This is a genomic window from Nostoc sp. PA-18-2419 (assembly GCF_005869855.1).
Lineage (GTDB): Bacteria > Cyanobacteriota > Cyanobacteriia > Cyanobacteriales > Nostocaceae > Nostoc.
Genome location: NZ_SZNH01000005.1, coordinates 200,463 through 223,685, shown reverse-complemented (window position 1 = coordinate 223,685; position 23,223 = coordinate 200,463). Strand labels below are relative to the sequence as shown.

The following is a 23,223-nucleotide window of genomic DNA, read 5'->3' as shown; positions in this document are numbered from 1 at the left end:
AATTAAATTTTCAGTTGTCAGTTGGGGAAAGTTATTGAAAGCAGTACTAAGGTTTTGCACATTTTTGAATAAGATATACACAGTTGATAAGAAAGTTTTTGTTCTTAATTTTAAGTGTCAGCTTTTTTGTACCTTTTTCAACCCCTCCTCGAAATAGGATTGCTATATGTGCCCAGCTAATCAAAAACAGCCACGATCCAAAATCGTGACTGTTATTAATTTCTTAATAACTGTTAAAAGCCATTGTCACAGCCAGTTTAAAACTGGTTGTTAATTAAGCCTTGACTAAGTTTTCAGCAACGAAGTCCCAGTTAACTAATTTATCTAGGAAATTCTTGATGAACGCTGGACGAGCATTTCTGTAGTCGATGTAGTAAGCATGTTCCCAAACATCCAAGGTTAAAAGTGCTTTCTGACCATAAGCTAGAGGGTTCTCTGCATTTGGTGTCTTAATCACTTTGAGCGTACCACCATCATCAATTAGCCAAGACCATCCGCTACCGAACTGAGTTGTAGCTGCGTTAGAGAACTCTTCTTTGAATTTGTCGAAGCTACCGAAATCTTTCTCAATCTTGCTTGCCAGGTCACCACTGGGTGTGCCACCACCTGCTGGTTTCAAGGAATTCCAAAAGAAGGTGTGGTTCCAAACTTGGGCAGCATTGTTGAAGATTCCCGTCTTAGAGGAGTCTTTAAAGGAAATTTTGATCACCTCTTCTAAGGGCTTCTCAGCAAGTTCTGTACCTTCAGTTAGCTTGTTGAGGTTGTCTACGTAAGCTTTGTGATGCTTGCCATAATGATACTCGAAAGTTTCGGCTTTCATACCATATGGCTCTAGAGCATTAATCTCGAAGGGTAGGGGGGGCTGTACAAATGCCATTGTGTGAAATCCTCTCTTTAGCGGTTTCCAGTTTTAAGCTATTGCAGAAGCTTAGAAAATTAGCAGCTTTTATTTTTGGTAGTTTTATGTCTTTTTTAATGAAACATAAAACTTAACATCGTCATTCTACTACCAAAGTGAAGCGAAAAACAAAGTCTTCCTCTAATAAGTAAAATAAGTTAAATCGCTCCTATGCAATCACTATAAATAAAAATGGCTAATATTTCATAGCTAAAGGTCTATATTGCAATCTGATTTGAAACACATCAATCGCAAAGTTTATGTTTCGGAATTATCTAATAACTCGCAGACTTCTTCGTTCAGAAATAATTCAGGGTTGCTATGAAAATTGGTATTAAGTAATTAAAAGCAGCAATTAAAGCTTTGAAACTTCTACCTATGGTAAGATTAACTGCTACTTAAACAATCAGTCTAAAGCTGGATGAATTAATTTTAAAATAATTTACTATCTAAAATAATTTTCTAAATTATTTTAAATAAAATAATCAAGAATAAAAATTATCTAATATTTATGTAAATTTTGGCACTGTCTCTGGATGCAAGAAATCTAGAGTTAGGAAAGTAGGGCATGGCAGCCAGATAATGTTCAATAAGGTTATTTAATTGTCAATAAACTCCAAAACCGTCTCATTAATCTCTGCTGATTGACAAAGATTTTAGAGACCGCCTTGAGGCTTAGAAAATCAAATCAAACAGTAAATGCTGTTTTTTTTGTTAATTCTTAACCTTGGTTATGAGAAGTATAATTTGGATGCGTTTGCCTTAGAGTCTGCCCTCTTTACAAAGCACAAAATAGAAACTAATGAAACACTTTACCCTGTTTACTTTTCTATATATAGTAGCGTGAGTTTGCTTAACTGCGATCGCTCTTGGGCATCCTAACATTACTCCAAACCATAAAATAACTCTGCTAATTAATGCTGGACTGTTATACCTTGTCGCTGTCCTTAGTACCTTTCGATTTTGGCGACAACGCTTAATAAGCAGGCAAGCGAGACTGCGTGATAAACCTGCTTGGGATCGTAATTTTTACATAATTTTACTTTTATTTATCATTGGATTGACGCTTTTTATAGCGATCCCTGACTTGGTGAATCACAACTGGGCAATAGAGGCGATCGCCAGAGTATCTGTCGCGCCACTGGTCATCCTGACAAGTACAGAACAACTCTTAATTAGAAGCCAAAATCAGTAATAATCCCGATTACAGATATTTTCATTTATTAGTGACCAGAAGAGTACAACAGAAGTCGGAGACAAGGTGACAGTAGCAGAGATTGATTAAATGGTTATTCCCTTGTCTCCTTGCTCTCTTCGATAACTACCACTCAGATAAACGTTGCTGGTAGTGGTTAACAATTTTTGCACTGACTTCAGATACGTCTAAACCATCAGTTTGAACTTCGATCGCATCGGCCGCTTTTTGCAAAGGGGAAATTTTACGCGTACTATCTTTCCAGTCCCGTTCGGCAATGTCGCGTTCGAGCTGCTCTAAAGTTACTTCGGGTTGACCATGTTTTTGAAAATCTTGCTGACGGCGACGTGCTCGTTCGCTTACAGAAGCGGTTAAGAAGATTTTCACTTCAGCATCGGGAAAGACATGAGTGCCAATGTCCCGACCTTCAGCTACTAAACCACCTTTTTTACCCCAGCTTTGCTGTTGTTTAACTAGTGCTTGACGTACAGCGCTTTGTGCAGCGATCGCCGATACTTGGGATGTCACCTCAATCGTGCGAATCGCTTGGGTAACATCAGTACCGTTAATCCAAACCCGCACGGGAAACTGGAAATCCTGGGTGGGAGTCAGTTCGATTTGACACTGGTTAACTAATTCGGCGATCGCACACTCATCGTCAATGGCAATACCCTTTTGCAGTACTAACCAAGTCACAGCTCGGTACATTGCTCCTGTATCTAAATACACTAAATTCAGCTTTGCTGCCACTTGACGCGCCACAGTGGATTTTCCAGCACCGGCTGGGCCATCAATGGCGATGATGGGTTGACGATCGCGCAAAATGATATTATCAATCAAACGTGTAGAACCCAGACGAGCTGCGATCGCCAGCATTCCTTCCTCCTGAACTTTTTCTAAAGACATTAACGTAGTCGGTTCAACCAATTCAATATATTCCACTAAAAGCGTGCTGACCATTGTCAGTTCTTGCTGTACTATTGCTATCAACTTATTGCGATCGCGAAGTCCTGCCCAAAACGCCGTTTCAGCTCTTTGCAAGCCGCGATACAGCACTGCTGCTTGGTGTTTTTCTGTTGCAGTCAAATACTGATTACGAGAACTCAAGGCAAGACCCGATGCTTCCCGTACAGTTGGACAAGCAACAATTTCGATTGGTAAATTTAAATCAGCTACTAACCGCTTAATAATAGCCAGTTGCTGACCATCCTTTTGACCGAAGTAGGCTCGGTCAGGCTGTACCAAGTTGAAAAGCTTAGTCACAATCGTAGCGACACCCTGAAAGTGACCCAGCCGAGAACGACCACACAAGCCAGATATCATAGCAGATGGGGGGATAACTTGTGTAACCTTTGATTCTTGTATACTTTTCTGAGGTACTACCATCTCTTCTGGAGTCGGCGCAAAAATTGCATCTACCTCAGCTTGGGAGCAAAATTGTTGGTCTTGCTCTAAAGTGCGCGGGTAACGTTGATAATCCTCATTGGGGCCAAATTGCAAGGGATTAACGAAAATACTAACAATCACCGTGGAATTTTCTTGCCGCGCCCGTTTGATCAAGCTTAAATGACCTTGATGCAAATTCCCCATTGTCGGTACCAGACCGACTGCCATCTGATGCCAGCTATTTATCTCATCTAGTGCCAGATTTTCTGTAACCGCAATCAGCTTGTTTTCCAAGCAGCGTCTAGTTAAATAACAGCGTAAAGCTGCAACTGTTGTCAACAGGCGCACAAAAATACCCCTAGTTCTCTCATCCCTCCCCCGTTAGTTTATATCTGAAATAGAGGAGATGGTTGAATTAGGAATTGGGGATTGGGGATTGGGTATGGGGCAAACAGGGAGTGTGGGAGGAAAAGGAGGTGTGGGAAGATGGGGAAGAGGCCAAAAGCCAGAAGTATAAATTTTCTCTCCTCCCACATTCCCTATTGCCCCTAATCCCCACTTCGTGGGGGCCCCGAGTTCCCCATCCCCCCAGTCCCCAGTCCCTTTACTTCTCCAAAACCTCAATATGTACTGGTGCAACGCCACTACCCATCATTCCCAGTATTCGAGCTGCGCCAGCAGACAAGTCAATGATTCGACCGCGAATGTAGGGGCCTCGGTCATTAATCCGCACTACGACGGAACGACCATTACGGGTGTTGGTCACACGAACTTGTGTACCGAAAGGTAAGGTACGATGGGCGGCAGTCATACCTTCTGGGTTGAACCTCTGACCGCTAGCAGTACGATTACCGGAACCGTCATAGCCATAAAAAGAAGCCATCCCTCCGAAGCTGATTCGGACTCCTCCAACGGCAATATCTCGGGGTAGCTTAGGTATTGATACTGGCTGACGCACTGGCATATTTGCAATCTCGCTTAAGGGTGATGCATTGCCTAGTAGTCTCCGCAAGCGATTGGTTGCTTGCAATGCATCTTGCGCCAGGTTGCTGGTGGTATCTGCTAATCGCGTACCTTGATTAATTTCTACTAATTCTTCACCGTTAACTTTGATTGTATAGCGATCGCCAGATCCTCCTTCTACAGGGGAGCTCTTGTTTTGAGCAACATTTGCAACTTTAGATTCGCCCCCTGCTTTCCAACTGACGGTAATCTGACTCGCATCTACATTTTCCCGGTTCAACTGGTTGATTTTAGCTGCTATTACACTAGCCATTTCAACTGGGTCATTGTCAACAGAACTAATCTGATTATTTGCTCCGGCTACATTTCCAATACTCGCCGATGAAAGTGAGTTGCTACTAATAAGGGCGTATGATTGTACGCCCTCCGTTTCGTTTATTGCACCAACTTTTTTAGTCTCAACGCTTGTATCTGATACAGAACTTAAAAAGGTGAGAACAGGAATACTTTTGATATAAAGAGTTGCCGCTTTACGTCCTCCAATGTTGTAAGGATGAATTTGTGTAATCACAGCATCCGAGGTTTGTTCCCCTGCTCCTGATTTGTATTCTCCCACTTTCACCACATCAGAAGCAGGCGATTTTTGAGAAGCTAGCGCATTTCCCTTTGTGGTTTGAGTACAGCCAACTGTGGGTATTCCCAAAACAGCTAGAGACAGAGCAACAACAGTCCAAAAATGTCTTTGATTCATGCGTCCAATTTTAAAGCGACTGTAGAACTTAAGAAAACTTAAGTCTTATAATTCGCGGGATTTTCACCAGTGAATTCCCTTCAGCAAAACTCGAATTCGTTCCGTCTTCACTTTTTTTTTGTAACTGCAACAGACTAGCATGAACCTTTTGGCTTGGGGATCAGGGTTTTAGCGTAATTCTAGACAACTTTATCCAAATCAAATTGCTATTTTCAGGGTGAAACCTTTTTCAAATGAGGATTTGGGCTGTGTAACGTTTTTTTGGGTAAGTAAAAAATTTCTTTAGAAAACTTTGCATTTTTTGTGAATCATACTCACAAAACCTTGTTTACATCAGTTTCCAAGGCTAACAACCATGTTTGTATTTTATAATACACAATTTTTAATAATTTACTGAAAAAAATAAATATGATTTTAATTAAAAGACATCGGCATAAATACTCAAAATTACTTATTTAATTAAATCTTTAGATTTGAGTACAAATAAGTTGTCATCCGAGTTAGATATAAAATAGTCATACAAATCAGTTGAAGTTTACTATCCTTTTTTTAAAGTTTTTTCTAGCTAAATTAACCATGACTTGTATTATCTCTAACTAGGTTAAACTGAGTGATTTATATCACTTGTTCTATAAGTGTTACTGTGTATAAAAAAAAGGATAATACGCAAGCTAACCTTTTTTGTAATTAATATTAAAAAAATTAGAAAAACTTGGCGATCGCTTCTAGATAATTTTTAGTTTGTAACAAAAAGTACACATAGTATTCTCTAGTCTAAGTAGTGAATCGAGTATAAATAGGCAATGGGTAATAGGGAAAGATAAATTGCCTCTTGCCGCTTGCCTTAAGGTGTACAGTATTTTTTCAGGCAATCAAATTCAATTGCGATATATGTACCAGGTATTTCGTAAAATGCTATCAGCCTCATAGTAAACCAAGTAAATTCAGGAGATTTAGAAATAAACTCGTCATTATTAACTGTTATCAACGACTTGCATTCCCAGTACAAGTCATTGAGCGAGGGTGCAGTAGCGAATTACATTCCGGAACTGGCAAAGGTAAACCCAGACTTATTTAGTATTTGCATTGTCAGTGTAGATGGTCAGGATTATAAAGTTGGAGACTGGGAACAGTTCTTTACCATTCAATCGATTTCCAAGGTATTTGCTTATGGACTTGCCTTAGAAGATCATGGACGGAATTACATTTTGACGAGAGTTGGTGTCGAACCGACGGGGGATGCATTCAACGCGATTATTTTGGATGAGCAATCGAAGCGACCTTATAACCCAATGGTAAATGCCGGAGCGATCGCCACTACTAGCTTAATCAAAGGATCTGCTCCCACAGAACGGCTCAACCGGATGCTGGAGATGTTCCGGCGATATATTGGCCGCGATGTGTTCGTTGATATTTCAGTTTTTACCTCAGAGCGCAGTACCGGACATCGCAACCGCGCAATGGCGCACCTGATGCTCAACTTCGGCATGATTGACCAAAATATCGAACAAGCGCTAGATCTTTATTTTCAGCAATGTGCTGTACTGGTGAATTGCCGAGACTTAGCAGTGATGGCTGCTACCCTGGCTAACAGAGGTATTAACCCGATTACTAAAGAACGGGCAATAGATAAGCGTTACATCAAAGATATTTTGAGTGTGATGTACACCTGTGGTATGTACAACTTTGCGGGTGAGTGGGCTTATAAAATTGGTATTCCAGCGAAAAGCGGAATTTGTGGCGGGATTATTGCCGTTGTACCCAATAAGATGGGCATTGGCGTATTTTCGCCGCCACTGGATGCGCGTGGTAATAGTGTGCGGGGAGTAAAGGTGTGTGAAGAACTTTCCCAACGTTTGAGTTTACATTTATTTGATTGTTCTAGTGAAAACGGAAAATTAGGAACTGAGGAATGAAAAGTAGCAAAGATGAAGCGAGCAGGGAGTTGTTAGCCGAGAAGAAATTTGATAATGTTCATTACTTCTGAATCTGCTGAAGAAGGGCTTGCGTTTGCTGATACTTCTGGCTATCTCCTTGCTTTTGAAACAGGCTTGCAGCTTGTTGTAAATCGGTAATAGCGCTTTTGCGATTGCCTAAAGCATATTCAGCAAGTCCTCGGTTACCATAAGCATCAGCTAAATTGGGATTGATTTTTAGTGCTTGGTTAAAATCAGCGATCGCTACTTTGTGATTTCCCTGCCTATAATTTAAAAGCCCCCTATTATAGTAAGCATCTACAGACTTGCGATCAATTCTCAGAACTTGGTTAAAGTCGGTAATTGCAGCTTGAATATTTCCTAATTCTGCATGAGCAGTTCCCCGACTATTGTAAGCATCTATATGGTTAGGATTTAGTCGCAGTGCTTGATTGAAATCAATAATGGCTGCTTTAAAGTCTCTTAATTGAGACTTTGCCAAACCTCTCAAGCAGAAACCTTCGTAGTAGCTGGGATTTAACTCTACTACCCGACTAAAATCTTCTATTGCGCCGGAGAAATTGCCTTGCTCAAGCTTTTGCACACCCTGGTTATAGTATTGTTGAAAATTTACTTGTTGGATGCGCGTTGGTTGTTGCTGTGCAGCATGGACAGCAAAAGGCATTCCACTCAATACACCACTCGTTATTCCCAGGATGACAACAGTTTTTTGAATGTAATTCATAGCTTGACTTTCTCCTTGATAAATATATCAAGACAGATGCACAGGATTATTTTCGATTAAATCTATCCTAAGCGGTTTAGAGCTAGAAACCTAATTAATTAGCGAACAGTCTTCTGGTCGAGTAGAAGCACAAAATGCTTAAGGTTTTTGAAGTTGATGACTGATGACTGTCAACAGTGGGATGTTTTTTTATTTACCAGTCCCTTAGAATACTTGTCAATACCTTTCGATTTATGGGAAAGGGGTAAAGAAAAACCTTTAACCCAAACCCAGTAATACCAATTCAAAATTCAAAATTCATGCATTAAGAATCCAGACAGGACAAGGTTTTGGAGATGTGTATCTGTCCCATTGTTTTTTCAAATTGGTGTAACCTTTTGCCAAAACCTAATTCCAAGTTAGAAATCCACAAAACGAACAGTATTGGAACACTTGCAATATTATTCTTTTGAGCTAAAGACCTGTTTGGGCTAAAAGTAGGTCTAAATGGGCATAACAGACAAAAATGCTGGGTGATGTTCAGGCGATCACTCGCTATTAATCAGAGTTGTTAGACTTATTTTTTTACAGGGCTAAAACCTTTGTTTTTATGTAATTTTTTGAAAGTTTGCTTACTGACTATAGTATTTTATCGCTAAAGGGGAGATGTCTAGAAAGCCTTAAACATAGGCGCTGATGCCGTTTGTTAAAAATATTATAAATTACTTGGTATTGTTTTAAATTTATCCACTGAACCCAAAGAATAATCTTCTAATTTAAAATCAGCAAAAGGCTTCTTTTTTAGTCTATTTTGTAGAGCTTCATCTATGCTTACACCTGTTGATTCTTTTTTGACACCAATAATTATAATACTTCTTTGATATGTAGTTAAATCCTGATTTGCTTGACAATCACTTCGTTGAAATTGACCCAAGTTTAATAAGCGATAGCTTTTAATACTAGGTTGATTAATAAATATTTTTTTTGCTAATAGCTGTGTTTGTACAGCTCGTTCTAAAGCTATACGTTGCTGAAATTCTATATTTCCCTTACAAGAAGTTGTACCTACAGAGATAATCTCACCAGAATCTTCCATTATATTCTGTATACCTTGTTGTTCTAAGTTCAACTTTAATAAGTTAAGGCTAATAATTTCATCATTATGTTTAATTTGAAAATTGCTCCCCACAACCCATTTATATTGTACTGATAAAACAACTATATTAAATTTGGCAATTCTTCCCTGACTATCTCTACCTTCTTTATAGGAAAAATAATCAATGTCACCTTTTTTTTCGGGTAGTTGTCCGTAATTTGGTATTAAAGAATTGTTTGATGTCTGCGTCACTAAAACGATTATACTAAGTAATCCTAAAGCCAATAGCAATGCAGCAAAAAGTCCCAGTAACGGCACTTTTGACGGCTGGCTATTTAAATTGGACAAACTTGGAGTAATTGGTTGTAACTGTTCGGATTCATAATTGTTTACCAAATTAATGTTTGAAGGATTATTTCTTGTTAGTTGATTTTCAATTTCTTCTAATTCCTGTAAAATTTCCTGGGCATTGTGAGGACGCTTTTCTACATCCGCTGCTATGAGCCAATCAATTAAATTTAATAGTAAAGGTGAGATATCGATGGTCTGATTACGCCAGTGCAGCAAATTTTGCTGGACATCATACATATCTAAGGGATGGTTTCCCGTGAGCAAAAACACAAATGTGCGTCCCAAGGCAAAGAAATCTGATTGTGGTATACCTTGACCGTTCATTTGTTCTGGGGCGCTGTAACCAGATGACATAAGTGCTGTCATTCTAGGGCTGTCACTGAGTTCATCTGGGTAGGTTTTGCTGATTTTATAGGCGGTGCCAAAATCAATAATTACTAATTGCCCATCGAGTCTAATCATAATATTAGATGGTTTAATATCTCGATGCAGATATTGTTTACCATGCACTAAATCTAAAATTTCTATCAACTGTTTTAACCAGGCGATCGCTTGTTCTTGGGAAATGGGACAATTCTGCTGCTCAAACCATTCTTCTAAGTTGTACCCGTCGATTTTTTCCATTGCAATGCAATGCAACACTAAACCATTTCGGGTTTGATACTGGAAGTAACTATCTTCCTTAGGAATACCGGGATGGTTCAGTTTTACAAGCACAGTTAGCTCTTGCTGAAATAGTTCTACTGCTTGGGGATCGCTTGATAAATCTTCTTTGAGAATCTTAAGGATTTTGGGGGTATTTTGTTCGTATGCCTCATAAACTTTACTAAAACCTGTTTCGTCATTCAACAGACACTTCACCCGATAACGCCCTAGCAATTCCAGATGAGAACCACAACTTTGACAAAAACGGTTTTGATGATTATTTGGGTGATTTGGTTTCGGGCAAAGGGGATTAATACAAAGGCTCATGACTGGCTAACTGGAGAGTGAGGAGTAAGGAGTGGCAAAAATGAGGGAGATGCTTCGGCTTGGCTCACCAACCGCCAGATGTAGTTCGACTTCTCTACGAGACGCTAGGCGTAGCTTGCTTAAGAGCGGGGGTACGCTCACCAACCGGGAGATGAAGCAGACACAGGGACAAGGAGAATAACTCTTAACTCCTCACTAAACAGGAGCCAGTGCGTTGTCCGGGTTCCCCGGCTTGTTCGCGTAGCGTCTCCCACAGGAGAAGCAACTGGTTCTTATCAGTCAACAGTTATCAGTCAACACTCCCTATTTGCCCAATCCCCCAAGACATCGCTTATCTTAATTCTTCTATTTCTGTGGGATAATCCCGTCTAATAATCATGAGATTTTTGAGCTGTGTTTTGCTAAGAAAGCTGCTACAGTCTGGTTAAATGGCTCTGGTTGTGTCAAAAATGGCCAATGATTGCCAGGAACTTGGCAAATGCGTAAGTTTTTCAAATAGGTTTTATAAGGTTGAATTTGCCAATTTTGACGGTTGAGACCTTGTTCTGGCTGGATGAAGAGGGCAGGGGTGTCAAGGGGTATTGTAAAACCAGGCACTTGCATTACTGCCTCAAAAATTCCGTCGCGGGCGGCAATAGTAAATTTGCTTCCCCAATTACCATCGGGTTTTTGTTCAATTCCTGCTTGAAAAACTTGCTGCTGTAGCGAACTCCATCCTTGATATTGCTTTAATTGCCGTGCTTGTTGTTCGGCTTCTTCATAACTGGCAAAGGGGCCCATACTTTTGAGAAAAGGCAACAAGCGATACAACATTGGAAAAGTTAGCCTGAAAAAGTTAGGCATTTTCCAAATGAAAATTGGATCGATTAAAATCATACTTCGTAAACGCTTTGGATTCTGTCTTGCCCAAATGACAGCTAATTTGCCTGTCCAAGAGTGAGTGATAATATGAGCAAAAGTCCATCCGAGATGATCCATGAGTGCTTCTAGGTCTGTGATCGCACTTTCAAAGCTATAATCTCTCTCTGGCTTACTAGTTTCGCCATGTCCACGCATATCTGGTGCAACTATGTGGTAATCTGCCGCCAAGCGATCTGCTAAATTAGACCACACAAGAGCATGGTCACCTAAACCATGTAACAACAGTAGAGGTTCTCGACCTTGGCTCCACTCTAGATAAGAAAGTTGGATATCAGGTTTTGATAAAGTTTCACGAACAGGTATCATTGCACATCCACCTGTGGAGAGATATCTTTGCGTTTATATCGTACAGCGAAAGGGGGAGTGGCGAGTAGGGGGATGGAGGAAAGTTAAAACTAAAAAGTTTCGAGTTCAAAGGTTCAACGTTCGAGTTCAAAGGTTCAACGTTCGAGTTCAGAGGTTCAACGCTCGAGTTCAGAGGTTCAACGCTCGAGTTCAGAGGTTCAACGTTCGAGTTCAAAGGTTCAACGTTCAAGCTTAAAACCTCAAACTCTTGCTCTCCCTCATTTCCTCATCTCTCCACCTCCCCATCTCCTCAATTCAGTTACCAATTACCACTTTGTAAGTCTGAGGATTGTACTAATTGACACGAAATAATGAGACTGATGAATGCCAAGATCAAAAATAAGGATGTCGAAGGATATTAAAAGTACTATGCCAGAATTACACCAATCAATTGCTCAGCATTATCACGAACGGACTAAATACGATCCTGAGACTCTCGCTTTGAAAAATCAAAGGTTAGACTGGGCTAAGCAGCCAGTACCTTTCAAAGAATACAAAATTGGCTCTACTTACGATCTCAAACCTTATATCCAAGAAAAACCAGAGGCTTTTGCTAATAATTCAGATGCTCAACGGTGGCAAAGACTCTCGCGGTTGCTGTTTCGCAGCTATGGACTAACGGCGAAAATGCCTTCTATGGGAAGTGCGGTATATTTACGTGCGGCTCCCAGTGCTGGCGGGTTGTACCCTGCGGAGGTGTATTTAGTTTCTCGTGGCACGTCGTTATTGCCAGCAGGACTATATAATTACCAGTGCCGGACTCATTCCTTGATGCATTATTGGGAAAATAATGTTTGGCAAACCCTACAAGCAGCTTGTTTCTGGCATCCTTCGTTAGAAAATACCCAACTAGCAATTATTGTCACAGCAGTTTTCTATCGTTCTGCTTGGCGCTATGAAGACCGGGCTTATCGTCGGATTTTTTTAGACGCAGGACACCTTTTGGGTAATATCGAGTTAGCTGGTGCGATTAATGACTATCGCCCGCATTTAATCGGCGGTTTTGTGGATGAATCGATAAATGATTTGCTTTATATAGATCCACAACACGAAGGTGCGATCGCCATTTTACCTCTGGCAGACTTGTTGGATATTAATCAAAATCTGCCATTGGGATGCACTGCCCTACCTTCTGCCACCGAAACCAGTTATCCCCAAATCGCTGATGGAGAACTACTAAAATATTTCCATCAACACACTCAGATTGAACCAGGTATAACTGGCAAGCTCAATCTACCAACTATCAAACAAGAAAAATCTTTGGAGGATAAATATAATTTTCCTTTCTGTTTGAAAATTCCCACCGCCACTACACCTATATATTGGGGAGAAAAGCTTTGTGATTTAGATATCGCTATGTATAAGCGACGTTCTACCCGCGCTTACAATGGTGATGATTTAACTTTCGATGAGCTAAAAAACTTACTCGATTTCACTTATCAACCACAAAATTATATTGACCAAAGTTTAGACATTTCTCCAGATTACTTTGACCTGAATTTAATACAAACATTTATCGCTGTTTGTGGTGTCAAAGGACTGGAGGCTGGCTGTTATTATTACGCGCCCAAAGCTCAAGAATTACGTCAAATTCGGTTTAAAAATTTCCGGCGAGAGTTATATTTTCTCTGCCTGGGGCAAGAATTAGGCCGGGATGCCGCAGCAGTGCTGTTTCATACAGCAGATCTCAAAGCTGCGATCGCTCAGTATGGCGATCGTGTTTACCGTTATTTACATATGGATGCCGGTCATTTAGGACAACGCTTGAATTTAGCGGCAATGCACCTAAATATAGGCGTTAGCGGTATCGGTGGATTCTTTGATGACCAAGTAAATGAAGTTTTGGGTATTCCTGCCGATGAAGCTGTTTTATATATCACTACATTTGGACGCCCAAGATAGAACTAACCCTTTCCAGGCAGAGGACACAGAGATTCCAAAAAATCTCTGTGTCTAGAGTAGTTTAATTTGAGCGCTAAATCTCTGGCGACAATTTTAGTATATAATTTTACTGTCTGTTTGAATTATGTTAATAGACTGTCAATATTTATAGCAAGCGAATTAAAGGTTAAGACATCTTGAAAGCCTTGATGTTAGGAATAGTAATGTTTTACCTCCTGCCTCCTACGTAGCTGCCTCCTGCTATATCTATTTTGTAGTATCAAAATCATATAATACCTACAAAGTAGTGATGAATAATGTTTGTTTTTTAATAAAACCTGTTTAATTAATTGCAAGTGATTATTGAAAATAAAGTTAAATTAATATTTTACAAACCCTACCCTATCAAGTTAAATTATAAATTTTGAACCAATATTAATTTAACTTTATATTTTAGTTGATTTTTGAAAAAATAACTTTTTAATAAAAAATTATTCTCAAATAAATATTGATTTTTAAAAATATAAGTAGATTAAAATTAACTATAAAAAATTTTTTACACAACAACCGATGCTACTTCCCGAAAATGAAAGCCAACGACTAGAAGTACTTAATCAGTATCAAATTTTAGATACACCTCCAGAAGAAGTTTTTGACGGACTAGCTCAATTAGCTGCTAACTTTTGTGAAACACCAATCGCTTTGATTACTTTAGTTGATGCCCAACGGGAGTGGTTCAAGTCAAAAATTGGAATAATTATATCGGAAGTTCCGCGAAATATTGCCTTTGGTAGTTACACGATATTGGAAAGCCAAATACTAATTATCCCTGATATCTTGCAGGATGAACGGTTTGCTGCAAATTTTTTTGTAACATCAAATAATTGTTTCCGCTTCTATGCAGGGGTTCCCCTAATTACCTCTAATGGCTTTGCATTAGGTACTCTTTGTGTAATTGATTTTGCTGTCCGAAATTTAAATCTTAAGGAGCAAATAGCTTTACAACAGTTGGCTCAACAAATAATCAGCCATTTAGAGTTGCATCAGCAAAAAATTATTGATGATAGTCAAAAAAGTTTTAATCTCCTTTTCTCTAAAAATCCTAACCCTATGTGGGTGTTTGATGAAACAAATCTGCAATTTTTAGATGTGAATGAAGCTGCTATTGTTCATTATGGCTACTCACGAGAAGAGTTTTTAAAAATGCAAATAGCTGATATTTGTCGTCCAGAAGATGTCTCCATCTTGTTAGAATATTTAGACAAAAATCATTCTAGCTTACACTTTTGTCGACAATGGCAACATCGTCACAAAGACGGACAGATTATTGATGTAGAAATTGTATCATATCCAATAGATTATGCCAGTTACAAAGCTCAGTTAGTTAACATCAAAGATATTACAGAGTACAAACAAATAGAAAAAAATATTGAAGAAAGTAAAGCTAGATTACGAGCAATTTCTGAAGTAATTCCTGTTCCATTAATGATTTTGCGGGTGTCTGATGGATTAATTTTATATGCTAATCAAGAGTTAATTCAAACGTTTCATTTTTCTCCAGTAAATTTAGTTAAGCAAAAAATATTAAATTCATACTACGATTTAGCAGATTTAAAAGCACTGTTAGAAATTCTGGAACAAGATGGATATATTCGTAATTATGAACTTCAATTAAAAAGGGCGGATGGCAGTCAGTTTTGGGCAAGTGCTTCACTGCAATATTTAAATTTTAACAATGAAGCAGCGATTTTAATAGTAGTTTATGATATTAGTATTTCTAAAAATAACCAGAAAAAGCTTCAAGAACAAAACGAATTTTTAAAATTAATTTTTGAAAATATTCCCTTGATGATTGCACTGGTTAATTCTAATAACAAACTTCAGTGGGTGAACCAAGAATGGGAAAGAGTTTTAGGTTGGAAATTTCAAGATTTAGAAAATTGTGATATTCTAGAAGTTTTATATCCTAATCCCAAATATCGTCAAGATGTGATTAATTTTATTCAGTCTGCACAACGGAACTGGAGAGATTTTAGAATTCAGGTACGAGATGGTCATTTATTAGATACATCTTGGACTAATGTTAAACTTGCAAATGGTCAAATTATCGGTATTGGGCAAGATATTACAGAACGTAAGCGAACTGAACTTGCGATTATTGCTCAAGCCGAGCGAGAGCAATTGATGCGAACCATTGCTCAACGAATTCGTCAATCTTTAAATCTTCTAGATATTCTTAATATTACAGTCCAAGAAGTGCGAGATTTGCTGAAGGTTGAACGAGTGGTAGTTTATCAGTTTGACCGAGAGATGATTGGCACAATTATGGCAGAATCGGTAGAGCCTGGATGGAGAGTTTCTTTAGGTGCAGAAATTCATGATACTTGTTTTCAAACAGGCGGAGGAGTGGAGTATTATCAAGGACGCAAACATGCGCTCGCTAATATTTATCAAGGTGGACTAAGTGATTGCCATATTCGCTTATTAGAACGGTTTGAGGTGAAAGCGAATTTAGTTGTACCTATTTTACTAGAAGTAAGCTCTCAAAACTCTGGTTCTCACCTTTGGGGTTTACTAATTGCTCACCAATGTTCCCGTTTTCGGGAGTGGGAAGAAAATCAATTAGATTTGCTCGATCAAGTTACAGTGCAATTGGCGATCGCCATTCAACAATCTAGCATGTTTGAACAAGCTCAAACTGAACTTGTGCAAAGACAAAAAATGGAAGTTAAGTTAAGAAGTGCATTGGCAGAAAAAGAAGTTCTCTTAAAGGAAGTACATCATCGAGTTAAAAATAATTTGCAGATTGTCTCTAGTTTATTGCAACTTCAGTCTCACACACTTAAAGATCCAGAAGTTATTAAAGTTCTTAGAGAAAGTCAGAACCGCATTGAGTCAATATCTCTCATTCATAAAAATTTATATATTTCCGCTAATATTGGACAAATTGATGTTGGTGATTATATCCATAATTTGGCAACCAGCTTGTTAATTTCCTATCAAATTGTTCCAGGAAGAATTGCTTTAGAAACTGATATAGATTCAGTTAGTTTGAATATTGACCAAGCCATTGCCTGTGGATTAGTAATCAACGAATTAATCTCTAATGCTCTAAAGCACGCTTTTCCCAACCAACAAGTAGGCACAATTCGTATTGCCTTACAAAATATTGATCATCGGATCGAGATGACTATTCAAGACAATGGTATTGGTTTACCAGATAATTTAGATTGGAGAAATACTGCTTCTTTGGGTCTCTCTTTGGTGTATGACTTAGTTACAGAACAACTCGAAGGTGAGATTACTCTAGAACGCGATCGGGGAACAGTATTCAAAATCCAATTCACGCAGTTAACTTTGGATTAGTAAATATCAAATGGGTCAAGCTAGGATTTTAGTCGTTGAAGATGAAGTGATTGTGGCTAGAACTATTGCCAGACAACTCAGTCAACTAGGGTACACTGTCACCGGTACAGCTTCCTCTGGGAAAGTTGCCATTGCTAAGGTATGGGAAACTCAACCAGAATTAGTACTAATGGATATTATCCTTAAAGGTGAGATGGACGGTATTGCTACTGCCACTCATATTCGTGAACAGCTAGATGTTCCTATAATTTTTTTAACTGCGTATGGTGATGAAAATACTTTAGAACGAGCTAAAATTACCCAACCTTTTGGATACATTGTTAAACCATTTACTACAAAAGATTTAAGAATAGCTATTGAAATCGGTTTATTAAAACACCAGTTAGAACGTGAACTGCGGGAGAATCGAGATCAGTTAGCAACTCTTCTCAACTCGATGAGTGATGCTGTGATTGCCACCAATGAGGAAGGAATGGTGACATTTATGAATCCGGCAGCTGAGGCGATAACCGGATGGCAGCAAAAAGATGCTTTAGGCAATGAAGTATCAAAGATTTTTCATATTGTTGATGAAGTTACAGAAGCTACATTAGAAAACCCAGTCACAAAAGTGTTGCGGGAGCAACAGGTTGTTTATTTAGGGGAATTTACATCTCTAATTACTAAAGATGGAAAAAGAGTTCCCATTGGGGATAGTGCTTCACCATTGAGACGGCGACCTGACCAGATTAATGGTGTAGTAGTTGTTTTTTGGGATCTTAGCGAACGGCGTCAAGCAAAATTGTTAGAGCAAGCATTGCAAAAGGAGCAAGAACTTAACCGTCTCAAATCTTTATTTATCTCGACTGTATCTCATGAATTCCGTAATCCCTTAACAGTTATTCAAACGTCAGTAGAACTTATAGAAATCCAGGGAAGACATTTGACCGATGTTAAAAGACGCACCTATATAAAGCGGATTCAAGGAGCCGTACAATCCATGAACAAACTCATGGAAGAGGTACTATTTATGGGTCATGCGGAGGCAGGAAAACTAGTATGTAATCCTGCTCCAATTAACTTAGAACAATTCTGTAAAGAACTAATCGAAGATTTTTCTACTGTTGTAAATAGTGTGAGTCAAATTATTTTTACTTGTCATAGTGATGATACGAACGCTGTTATGGATGAACGGCTCTTGGATTACATGTTTAGTAATCTCCTCTCAAATGCAGTTAAATATTCACCCAGAGGTGGCAATATTCAATTCGATTTAATATGCGATCCTCCCCAGAAAGTAGCAATTTTTTATATTCAAGACCGAGGAATTGGTATTCCGGAAGCAGACCAAGCCAGACTTTTTGAATCATTCTACCGAGCCTCAAATGTCCAATCAATTCAGGGCACCGGATTGGGGTTAGTCATCGTTAAAAGGTGCGTTGATGCTCACAACGGTCAAATCAGTGTCACAAGCCAAGTTGGTATCGGTACCACATTTACAGTAATTTTGCCTTTAAATCCCGAATCATAAGAATAAAGGTATTAGGTGTATGGGGCATAGAAAAATGAGGGAGATAAAAGAGCAAGTCTTTCCCCTTTATCCCTTTGCTTGTTCTGCCCAATGCTCCTTTCCTCATTGCCATTTTGATTAATAATTCTGTTGCACGCCGTTCACTACTGGCTTAACTTCAGAAAATGGATTGGCACCGCCATTCCAGTTAAAATCACTAATTCGGATGCTGAAGCCACCTAGCTCTAGCACTGGATTGTAACGCAAGGTGATGCCATAGGTGCGGCGGCTATATTCCAAAATGTAGTCTGTGCTAGATTGTTGACCTGTATCCAAGTTAACTGATGTTTGAAAGCCTAAGCGGAAAGGACCATAGATTTGCTGTATAATTCCAGCACTCAATACTCTGTTATCGACGGAGCGATCGAATAAAAAGGGCGATAATCCGCTGTTTAAACCTTGAGAGTAACTAATATTAAAAGCAGTGTAGTCTAAAAAGGCTCGAGAAAAATGACCAATTTGCCCTTGTAAGCCAATTGTACCAGTTAAGGTGCTTTGGTTATCCCCATTGGTATAATAACTACTAGTGCCCGTAACGCCAGCGATCGCTAGCAAGTAAGGAACTACAGGGGTAGCTGTGTATCGTAATCCCCCACTGGCGGTGGCTGATAATGGTTTTCCCTGCCACAGTCGTAACCCAGTACTCAGGGATGCACTAGCTTGTAGGCGACCTAGTGAAATGCGATCGTTATCCCGCACTGGTTCTAGTAAGTCTAGGCGATCAGTGTTGGCATCAATATACTGGGCACTTCCTTGATAGCTGAGGTTAATACCACTTTTGCCTAAAGGAATCACAGGAGAGGTAATCAAAGCACCAAGACTACTCTGGACAGTTTGAAAGCCAAGGGTGCCGTTGTAGAGACGATCGCGGTAATTATATTGTAGAGTCAAGATATGGGGAAGGCGATCGCCTAATATTTGGCGCAATGCCAAATTCGCCCGGAAACTTTCTTCCACATTGTTGAAGTTAAAACTCGTTAATTCTCCAGTCCCCTGAACTACAGTTCGTGGACTCAAAACAGAATTGACCCTTGTTTTTACACCAAACAGTGCGCCTAAGTCACCCACTCCTTCTTGTACACCCCTTTGCACTAATAACTGGGGTGTGATTGTCCAGCGTGTCTGCTCAGTCTCGATGAGTGGAAAGCCGCGCTCAACATAGAAACCACCACGGTCTTTTCCATCATAGCCAGGAGAGACTATAAACGGTGAAACATCCCGCTCCCGACGGTCAATTGTCTGTTGATTCACCGGAATTGGTAAAGAGAACCCTTGATCTAATACCAAACGCTGTCGCTGGGTGCGGATGCGGTCTACCAAGGGTGACTCTCGCGTCAAAGTGACTTTATCTGCACGTAACTCTAGTTCTGGCGGTGAAAAAGGGTCATTAGTGATCCGGACATTGTTTGCTTGCCAACCTTGGGGATAGAAGTCAATCTGTTGGGCTTCAAATCTCAGGCGCTTGACTGCACCGCCAGTTTTCGGGGGCGGGATGTTGCTAGCATCTGCCTGACCACCAATTGTGACATCAATTCCTCCAGGACTGCTGACACCTGAAAACGGCTGACTGGCTGTAATACGTTCGCTTGGTGAGCGTTTTGGTACTCCACCAGCAGTTACATCTGTGGATGAAAAAGCTAAATCTGTATCAGCTGAGGGTACGTAAATTTCTCCTCCGCCATTTTGCAGTTCTCCACTATCTTGAACAAAGTTATACGTAAAGCGTTGTCCCCGCAATATTTGATCGCCCCGTGTTAAAGTTACGTTGCCTTCCCCCGCAGCAATCAAGTTGTTCAAACTGACTTGCAAGCGATCGGCATCCACTACCGCTCCATCAAATCGCACAACTACATTACCAACAGCTGTAATAATTCGCCGTTGTTCGTCATACTCTTGCCGATCTGAAGTTACTTCCACAATTCTCGGTGCGGCTGGTAGCGTGCTTGCTGGCGGTTGTGGCTGATTGGTAGTGTCTACTTGCGGCGTGCTCGCTGGCGGTTGAGGTTGATTGGTGGTGTCTACTTGCGGCGTATTTGCTGGCAGTTGAGGCTGATTGGTGGTGTCTACTTGTGGTGTTGGCGTTGGTGCTTGGGCTTGGGAATAAAATTCTACGGTGATGGGCGCAGACAGTTGGTTTGTCGGCTTGCGAGACTTAAACTGTATTAAATTCTGTATTGATTGAGAATTTGATGCAGAAATAGCAGGGGGAGACGCTCTGAGACTTTGAGGCTCTGAGGCAGTGGAGTTAAAAGAGTCTAATAAGGTTTGTTTTTCTTTACTATTAGAGTCAGGATTTAGCGATCGCTGTTGGAGTTGTTTAAAAACTTCTGGCTCTTGCTGTTTGTATCCCTGCGTCTGTTCGTCAGAGCGTTCCGATACCTGCGTATTTTCTTTCTCATCTACATTAGAGATTTTAACTTGCTGCGTGGGATAACCAATTTCTAAAGATTGCCCTAGAAGCGCTGCACTTTGGGGGGTGGTGAGTGAGGAAAATTCTGCTGGCAGAGTTTTTGGTCGATTAGCTAGGGATGGAGTTTCGGCGACTTCCAATTTCTGACTAGTTAACTTGAGCAAACTTGGCGAACGTGGTGAACTTCTGCTATCAACTGCGATCGCCAACTGAGCCAAATCTTGATCATGCTTGAATTTTTTCAGGTTTGGGCGTATCCCAGTGTTGATACCTGAACCAGATTTTCTATTGCTAGCAGATGAGACAGAATTGGCAGGTTGTAAAGGTTCGAGGATAGGAGGCGGATCGGGCGGCAGAACTGGATGAAGCATATTTGAGCAAAACTGAGCTAACAAACAGCCAAATGACGAACAAAAGGATGAATATACATTTTGCCTTCCGACTGTCGCCTTGTGCTACCTAGAGCAGGAAACTTACTAACTTTAGGGCAGTAAGTTTCCGTGGCGTTGAGTATCTTCCGCCTTCCAAAGTCGTGGATGATTTGTCGCCCTATTACTCCAAGTCCCGACGGCCAGGGTTACGAGCTGGATCGTTTGACAAAAATCCGAAGACGAAGATAGTTACGAAGAAGGCAACAACAATATAAACAATGATTTTTAAAGTCACCATACAAATATCTCCAAGGGGTATGACAAAGAGAGCTTTTCTTTGAGTATCTGCCATGCAGAAAAGGTAGCTACTTTATATTACCCACATCTCGTCCCTTTTTGAGACCATATTCTATTGACTGTTGAGAGCCAGTTGCTTCTCCTAACGGAGACGCTGCGCGAACAACGGGGGGAACCCCCACAATCCACTGGCTCCTGTTGACTGAGCAATGCAAAAAGATTAGGGGCACAGAAGATAATAGTAACTCCTAACTTAGCACTCCCTGTTTGGCCAAGTTTACTGGAAATGGTGCATGTCTAACTTGATAGATGCCCCGAAAAAATAACTTAGAGAGTCGCTATTCTTGTGACGTTTACTCACAGCATAAGTTTCCTCAAAAAGTAGAGGTGACACAGAACACTTACCAGGCCCCACTCAACAGGAGCCAGTGTGTTGTGGGGGTTCTCCCGATTGTTAGTGCAGCCTCTTTGTCACCAGAAGCAGCTGGCACTCAACACTTAACACCCTGATTTCTCCTGAAGTTTTACTAAATCCTTCTTGCAAATTCGCTTTTTGATCACTCGTGCAGGTATGCCTACAGCAACCGAGAAAGGTGGAATATCTTTATTGACAACTGCTCCTGCACCAATTACACAGCCTCTACCAATGGTAACGCCATCTAATACTGTTACTCCATGTCCTAGCCAGCAGTCATCTTCAATCACAATTCCCTTGCGAGTCACACCTTGGTATTTCATCGGCTCCATTGGATCGGCAAAATTATGATTATTGGCATATATCCCTGAATGAGCTGCAATCATACAGTGTTTGCCAATTTTAATATCTCCTGGTCCTTCAATACACACATTGGGCCCAATGAAAGTGTCTTCATCTATATGTATATACGTATCTGACAAACACCCTATGTCAGCGTAACGTTCAATAGCGACTCTATTTCCTAGACGAATTCTATTATTTTTGTCTCCTCTAGCATCCATCCGCACGCCTTGGAAAATATATACTTCATTGCCAATTTCAATACAAGAACTACCGTTAAATTCAACACCATTTTGAATATAAACTGGGCTGCCTATTTGGGCAAAAATAGTACGATATCCTAAATTACGCAACTTTGGTCCCAAAATTACTGTTGGAATATCTCCTAATACCGTAGTTACCAAAAGTTCTTGCGCGCGTTGCAATTTTGAGGAATATTGCTCGTTATGCATGGTTACATATCTCTTCAATCGAGTTTTATTGACAGTTTTGAAGCTTTTTTTGGGTTGTATCCTAATCACCTGCTCATGCTAGGAAATTAGTATGTATTAATACCTTTTATTTAGGTATTACTTAATATTTTCCCAGATTTTTTAGATGGTTTTTCAATTTGAAAAAACCAGAGTCTGGATTTGACTCTATGAGCAATTCTTTTACTTAAGTGTGTAGAGTCACTCAAACGATATGCAAAATCATGTTAGTTACTATAAGCTTATATATCAATCTTATGTAACAATTTTGCTTGTTTTTCACGAGAGTGAAGAAACAAAACAATATCAGTGCATTGCAGAGTCAAAGCTTAGATAATTAAATTGTCTAATGGAAATATTTGCTAGTTAAGATAGGCTACTTTTTTGGTTATCAGGAAATTTGAAAAGCTTGCTGACGCGACTATTGATAGAGTCATTTATCCAAAAGCTACTTATTGGCAGACGTTTTAGTGTTTTAAAACAACTCAGTCCTACAAGCTATCTTGCAACAAAAATACATTTAACTAGACTCTCTCAAAAAATAGAGACAATTTCTGTCTAGCAGGATTATGTGATTATTGTTGGATTTTGATTGGCACTTATA

At 39.8% G+C, this 23,223-nt stretch carries 15 protein-coding genes; 6 read left to right on the top strand and 9 right to left on the bottom strand.

Annotated elements, in window-relative coordinates:
- Positions 1 to 274: 274 nt before the first annotated feature.
- Positions 275 to 877 carry a superoxide dismutase gene (locus FCR06_RS07885; RefSeq protein ID WP_138498311.1) on the bottom strand — a complete coding sequence of 201 codons (603 nt, stop codon included), beginning with the start codon at positions 875 to 877 and terminating at the stop codon, positions 275 to 277.
- A 1,081-nt stretch (positions 878 to 1,958) separates the two neighbouring features.
- Between FCR06_RS07885 and FCR06_RS34205 the strand changes: the two genes are divergently transcribed.
- Entirely contained in the window at positions 1,959 to 2,093 is a 135-nt protein-coding gene (locus tag FCR06_RS34205) for a hypothetical protein (RefSeq protein ID WP_262984656.1), read from the top strand.
- Positions 2,094 to 2,219: 126 nt separating this feature from the next.
- Here the strand turns inward: FCR06_RS34205 and FCR06_RS07880 are convergent, their stop codons facing one another.
- Complete coding sequence (locus FCR06_RS07880; protein ID WP_138498310.1) at positions 2,220 to 3,827, bottom strand: bifunctional pantoate--beta-alanine ligase/(d)CMP kinase; 1,608 nt, start codon at positions 3,825 to 3,827, stop codon at positions 2,220 to 2,222.
- A 256-nt stretch (positions 3,828 to 4,083) separates the two neighbouring features.
- A complete protein-coding gene (locus tag FCR06_RS07875) occupies positions 4,084 to 5,193 on the bottom strand; it encodes a septal ring lytic transglycosylase RlpA family protein (protein WP_138498308.1) in 1,110 nt (369 codons plus the stop codon).
- A gap of 926 nt (positions 5,194 to 6,119) precedes the next feature.
- On the opposite strand from FCR06_RS07875, the gene glsA reads away from it, so the two are divergent.
- A complete protein-coding gene (gene glsA / locus FCR06_RS07870) occupies positions 6,120 to 7,109 on the top strand; it encodes a glutaminase A (RefSeq protein WP_138498306.1) in 990 nt (329 codons plus the stop codon).
- A 61-nt stretch (positions 7,110 to 7,170) separates the two neighbouring features.
- Here the strand turns inward: glsA and FCR06_RS07865 are convergent, their stop codons facing one another.
- Both FCR06_RS07865 and FCR06_RS07860 read right to left on the bottom strand, forming a co-directional pair.
- On the bottom strand, positions 7,171 to 7,854 hold the full coding sequence (locus FCR06_RS07865) for a tetratricopeptide repeat protein (RefSeq protein WP_138498304.1): 684 nt from the start codon (positions 7,852 to 7,854) through the stop codon (positions 7,171 to 7,173).
- A 694-nt stretch (positions 7,855 to 8,548) separates the two neighbouring features.
- Positions 8,549 to 10,252: a serine/threonine-protein kinase gene (locus FCR06_RS07860; protein WP_138498302.1), complete on the bottom strand. Its 1,704-nt coding sequence runs from the start codon at positions 10,250 to 10,252 to the stop codon at positions 8,549 to 8,551.
- A 40-nt stretch (positions 10,253 to 10,292) separates the two neighbouring features.
- Here FCR06_RS07860 and FCR06_RS32455 point away from each other — a divergent pair, with 40 nt between their 5' ends.
- Positions 10,293 to 10,433: a hypothetical protein gene (locus FCR06_RS32455; protein ID WP_189523349.1), complete on the top strand. Its 141-nt coding sequence runs from the start codon at positions 10,293 to 10,295 to the stop codon at positions 10,431 to 10,433.
- Between the two features lie 194 nt (positions 10,434 to 10,627).
- Here the strand turns inward: FCR06_RS32455 and FCR06_RS07855 are convergent, their stop codons facing one another.
- Complete coding sequence (locus tag FCR06_RS07855; protein WP_189523348.1) at positions 10,628 to 11,479, bottom strand: alpha/beta fold hydrolase; 852 nt, start codon at positions 11,477 to 11,479, stop codon at positions 10,628 to 10,630.
- A 408-nt stretch (positions 11,480 to 11,887) separates the two neighbouring features.
- Here FCR06_RS07855 and FCR06_RS07850 point away from each other — a divergent pair, with 408 nt between their 5' ends.
- From FCR06_RS07850 to FCR06_RS07840, 3 genes are all read left to right on the top strand, one after another.
- The gene (locus FCR06_RS07850) at positions 11,888 to 13,420 is read left to right on the top strand and encodes a SagB/ThcOx family dehydrogenase (protein WP_138498431.1); all 1,533 of its coding nucleotides are present in this window, start codon (positions 11,888 to 11,890) and stop codon (positions 13,418 to 13,420) included.
- Between the two features lie 549 nt (positions 13,421 to 13,969).
- Complete coding sequence (locus FCR06_RS07845; RefSeq protein WP_138498300.1) at positions 13,970 to 16,765, top strand: PAS domain S-box protein; 2,796 nt, start codon at positions 13,970 to 13,972, stop codon at positions 16,763 to 16,765.
- A 10-nt stretch (positions 16,766 to 16,775) separates the two neighbouring features.
- Positions 16,776 to 18,275: an ATP-binding protein gene (locus FCR06_RS07840; protein WP_138498298.1), complete on the top strand. Its 1,500-nt coding sequence runs from the start codon at positions 16,776 to 16,778 to the stop codon at positions 18,273 to 18,275.
- A 117-nt stretch (positions 18,276 to 18,392) separates the two neighbouring features.
- Here FCR06_RS07840 and FCR06_RS07835 read toward each other — a convergent pair whose 3' ends face one another.
- The 3 genes from FCR06_RS07835 to FCR06_RS07825 all read right to left on the bottom strand — a co-directional run bounded on the left by FCR06_RS07835 (position 18,393) and on the right by FCR06_RS07825 (position 22,601).
- Positions 18,393 to 21,095 carry a DUF3769 domain-containing protein gene (locus FCR06_RS07835; protein WP_138498296.1) on the bottom strand — a complete coding sequence of 901 codons (2,703 nt, stop codon included), beginning with the start codon at positions 21,093 to 21,095 and terminating at the stop codon, positions 18,393 to 18,395.
- 181 nt (positions 21,096 to 21,276) lie between these two features.
- Positions 21,277 to 21,393 carry a photosystem II reaction center protein I gene (locus tag FCR06_RS07830; protein WP_138498429.1) on the bottom strand — a complete coding sequence of 39 codons (117 nt, stop codon included), beginning with the start codon at positions 21,391 to 21,393 and terminating at the stop codon, positions 21,277 to 21,279.
- Positions 21,394 to 21,890: 497 nt separating this feature from the next.
- On the bottom strand, positions 21,891 to 22,601 hold the full coding sequence (locus tag FCR06_RS07825) for an acyltransferase (protein ID WP_138498294.1): 711 nt from the start codon (positions 22,599 to 22,601) through the stop codon (positions 21,891 to 21,893).
- Positions 22,602 to 23,223: the final 622 nt, after the last annotated feature.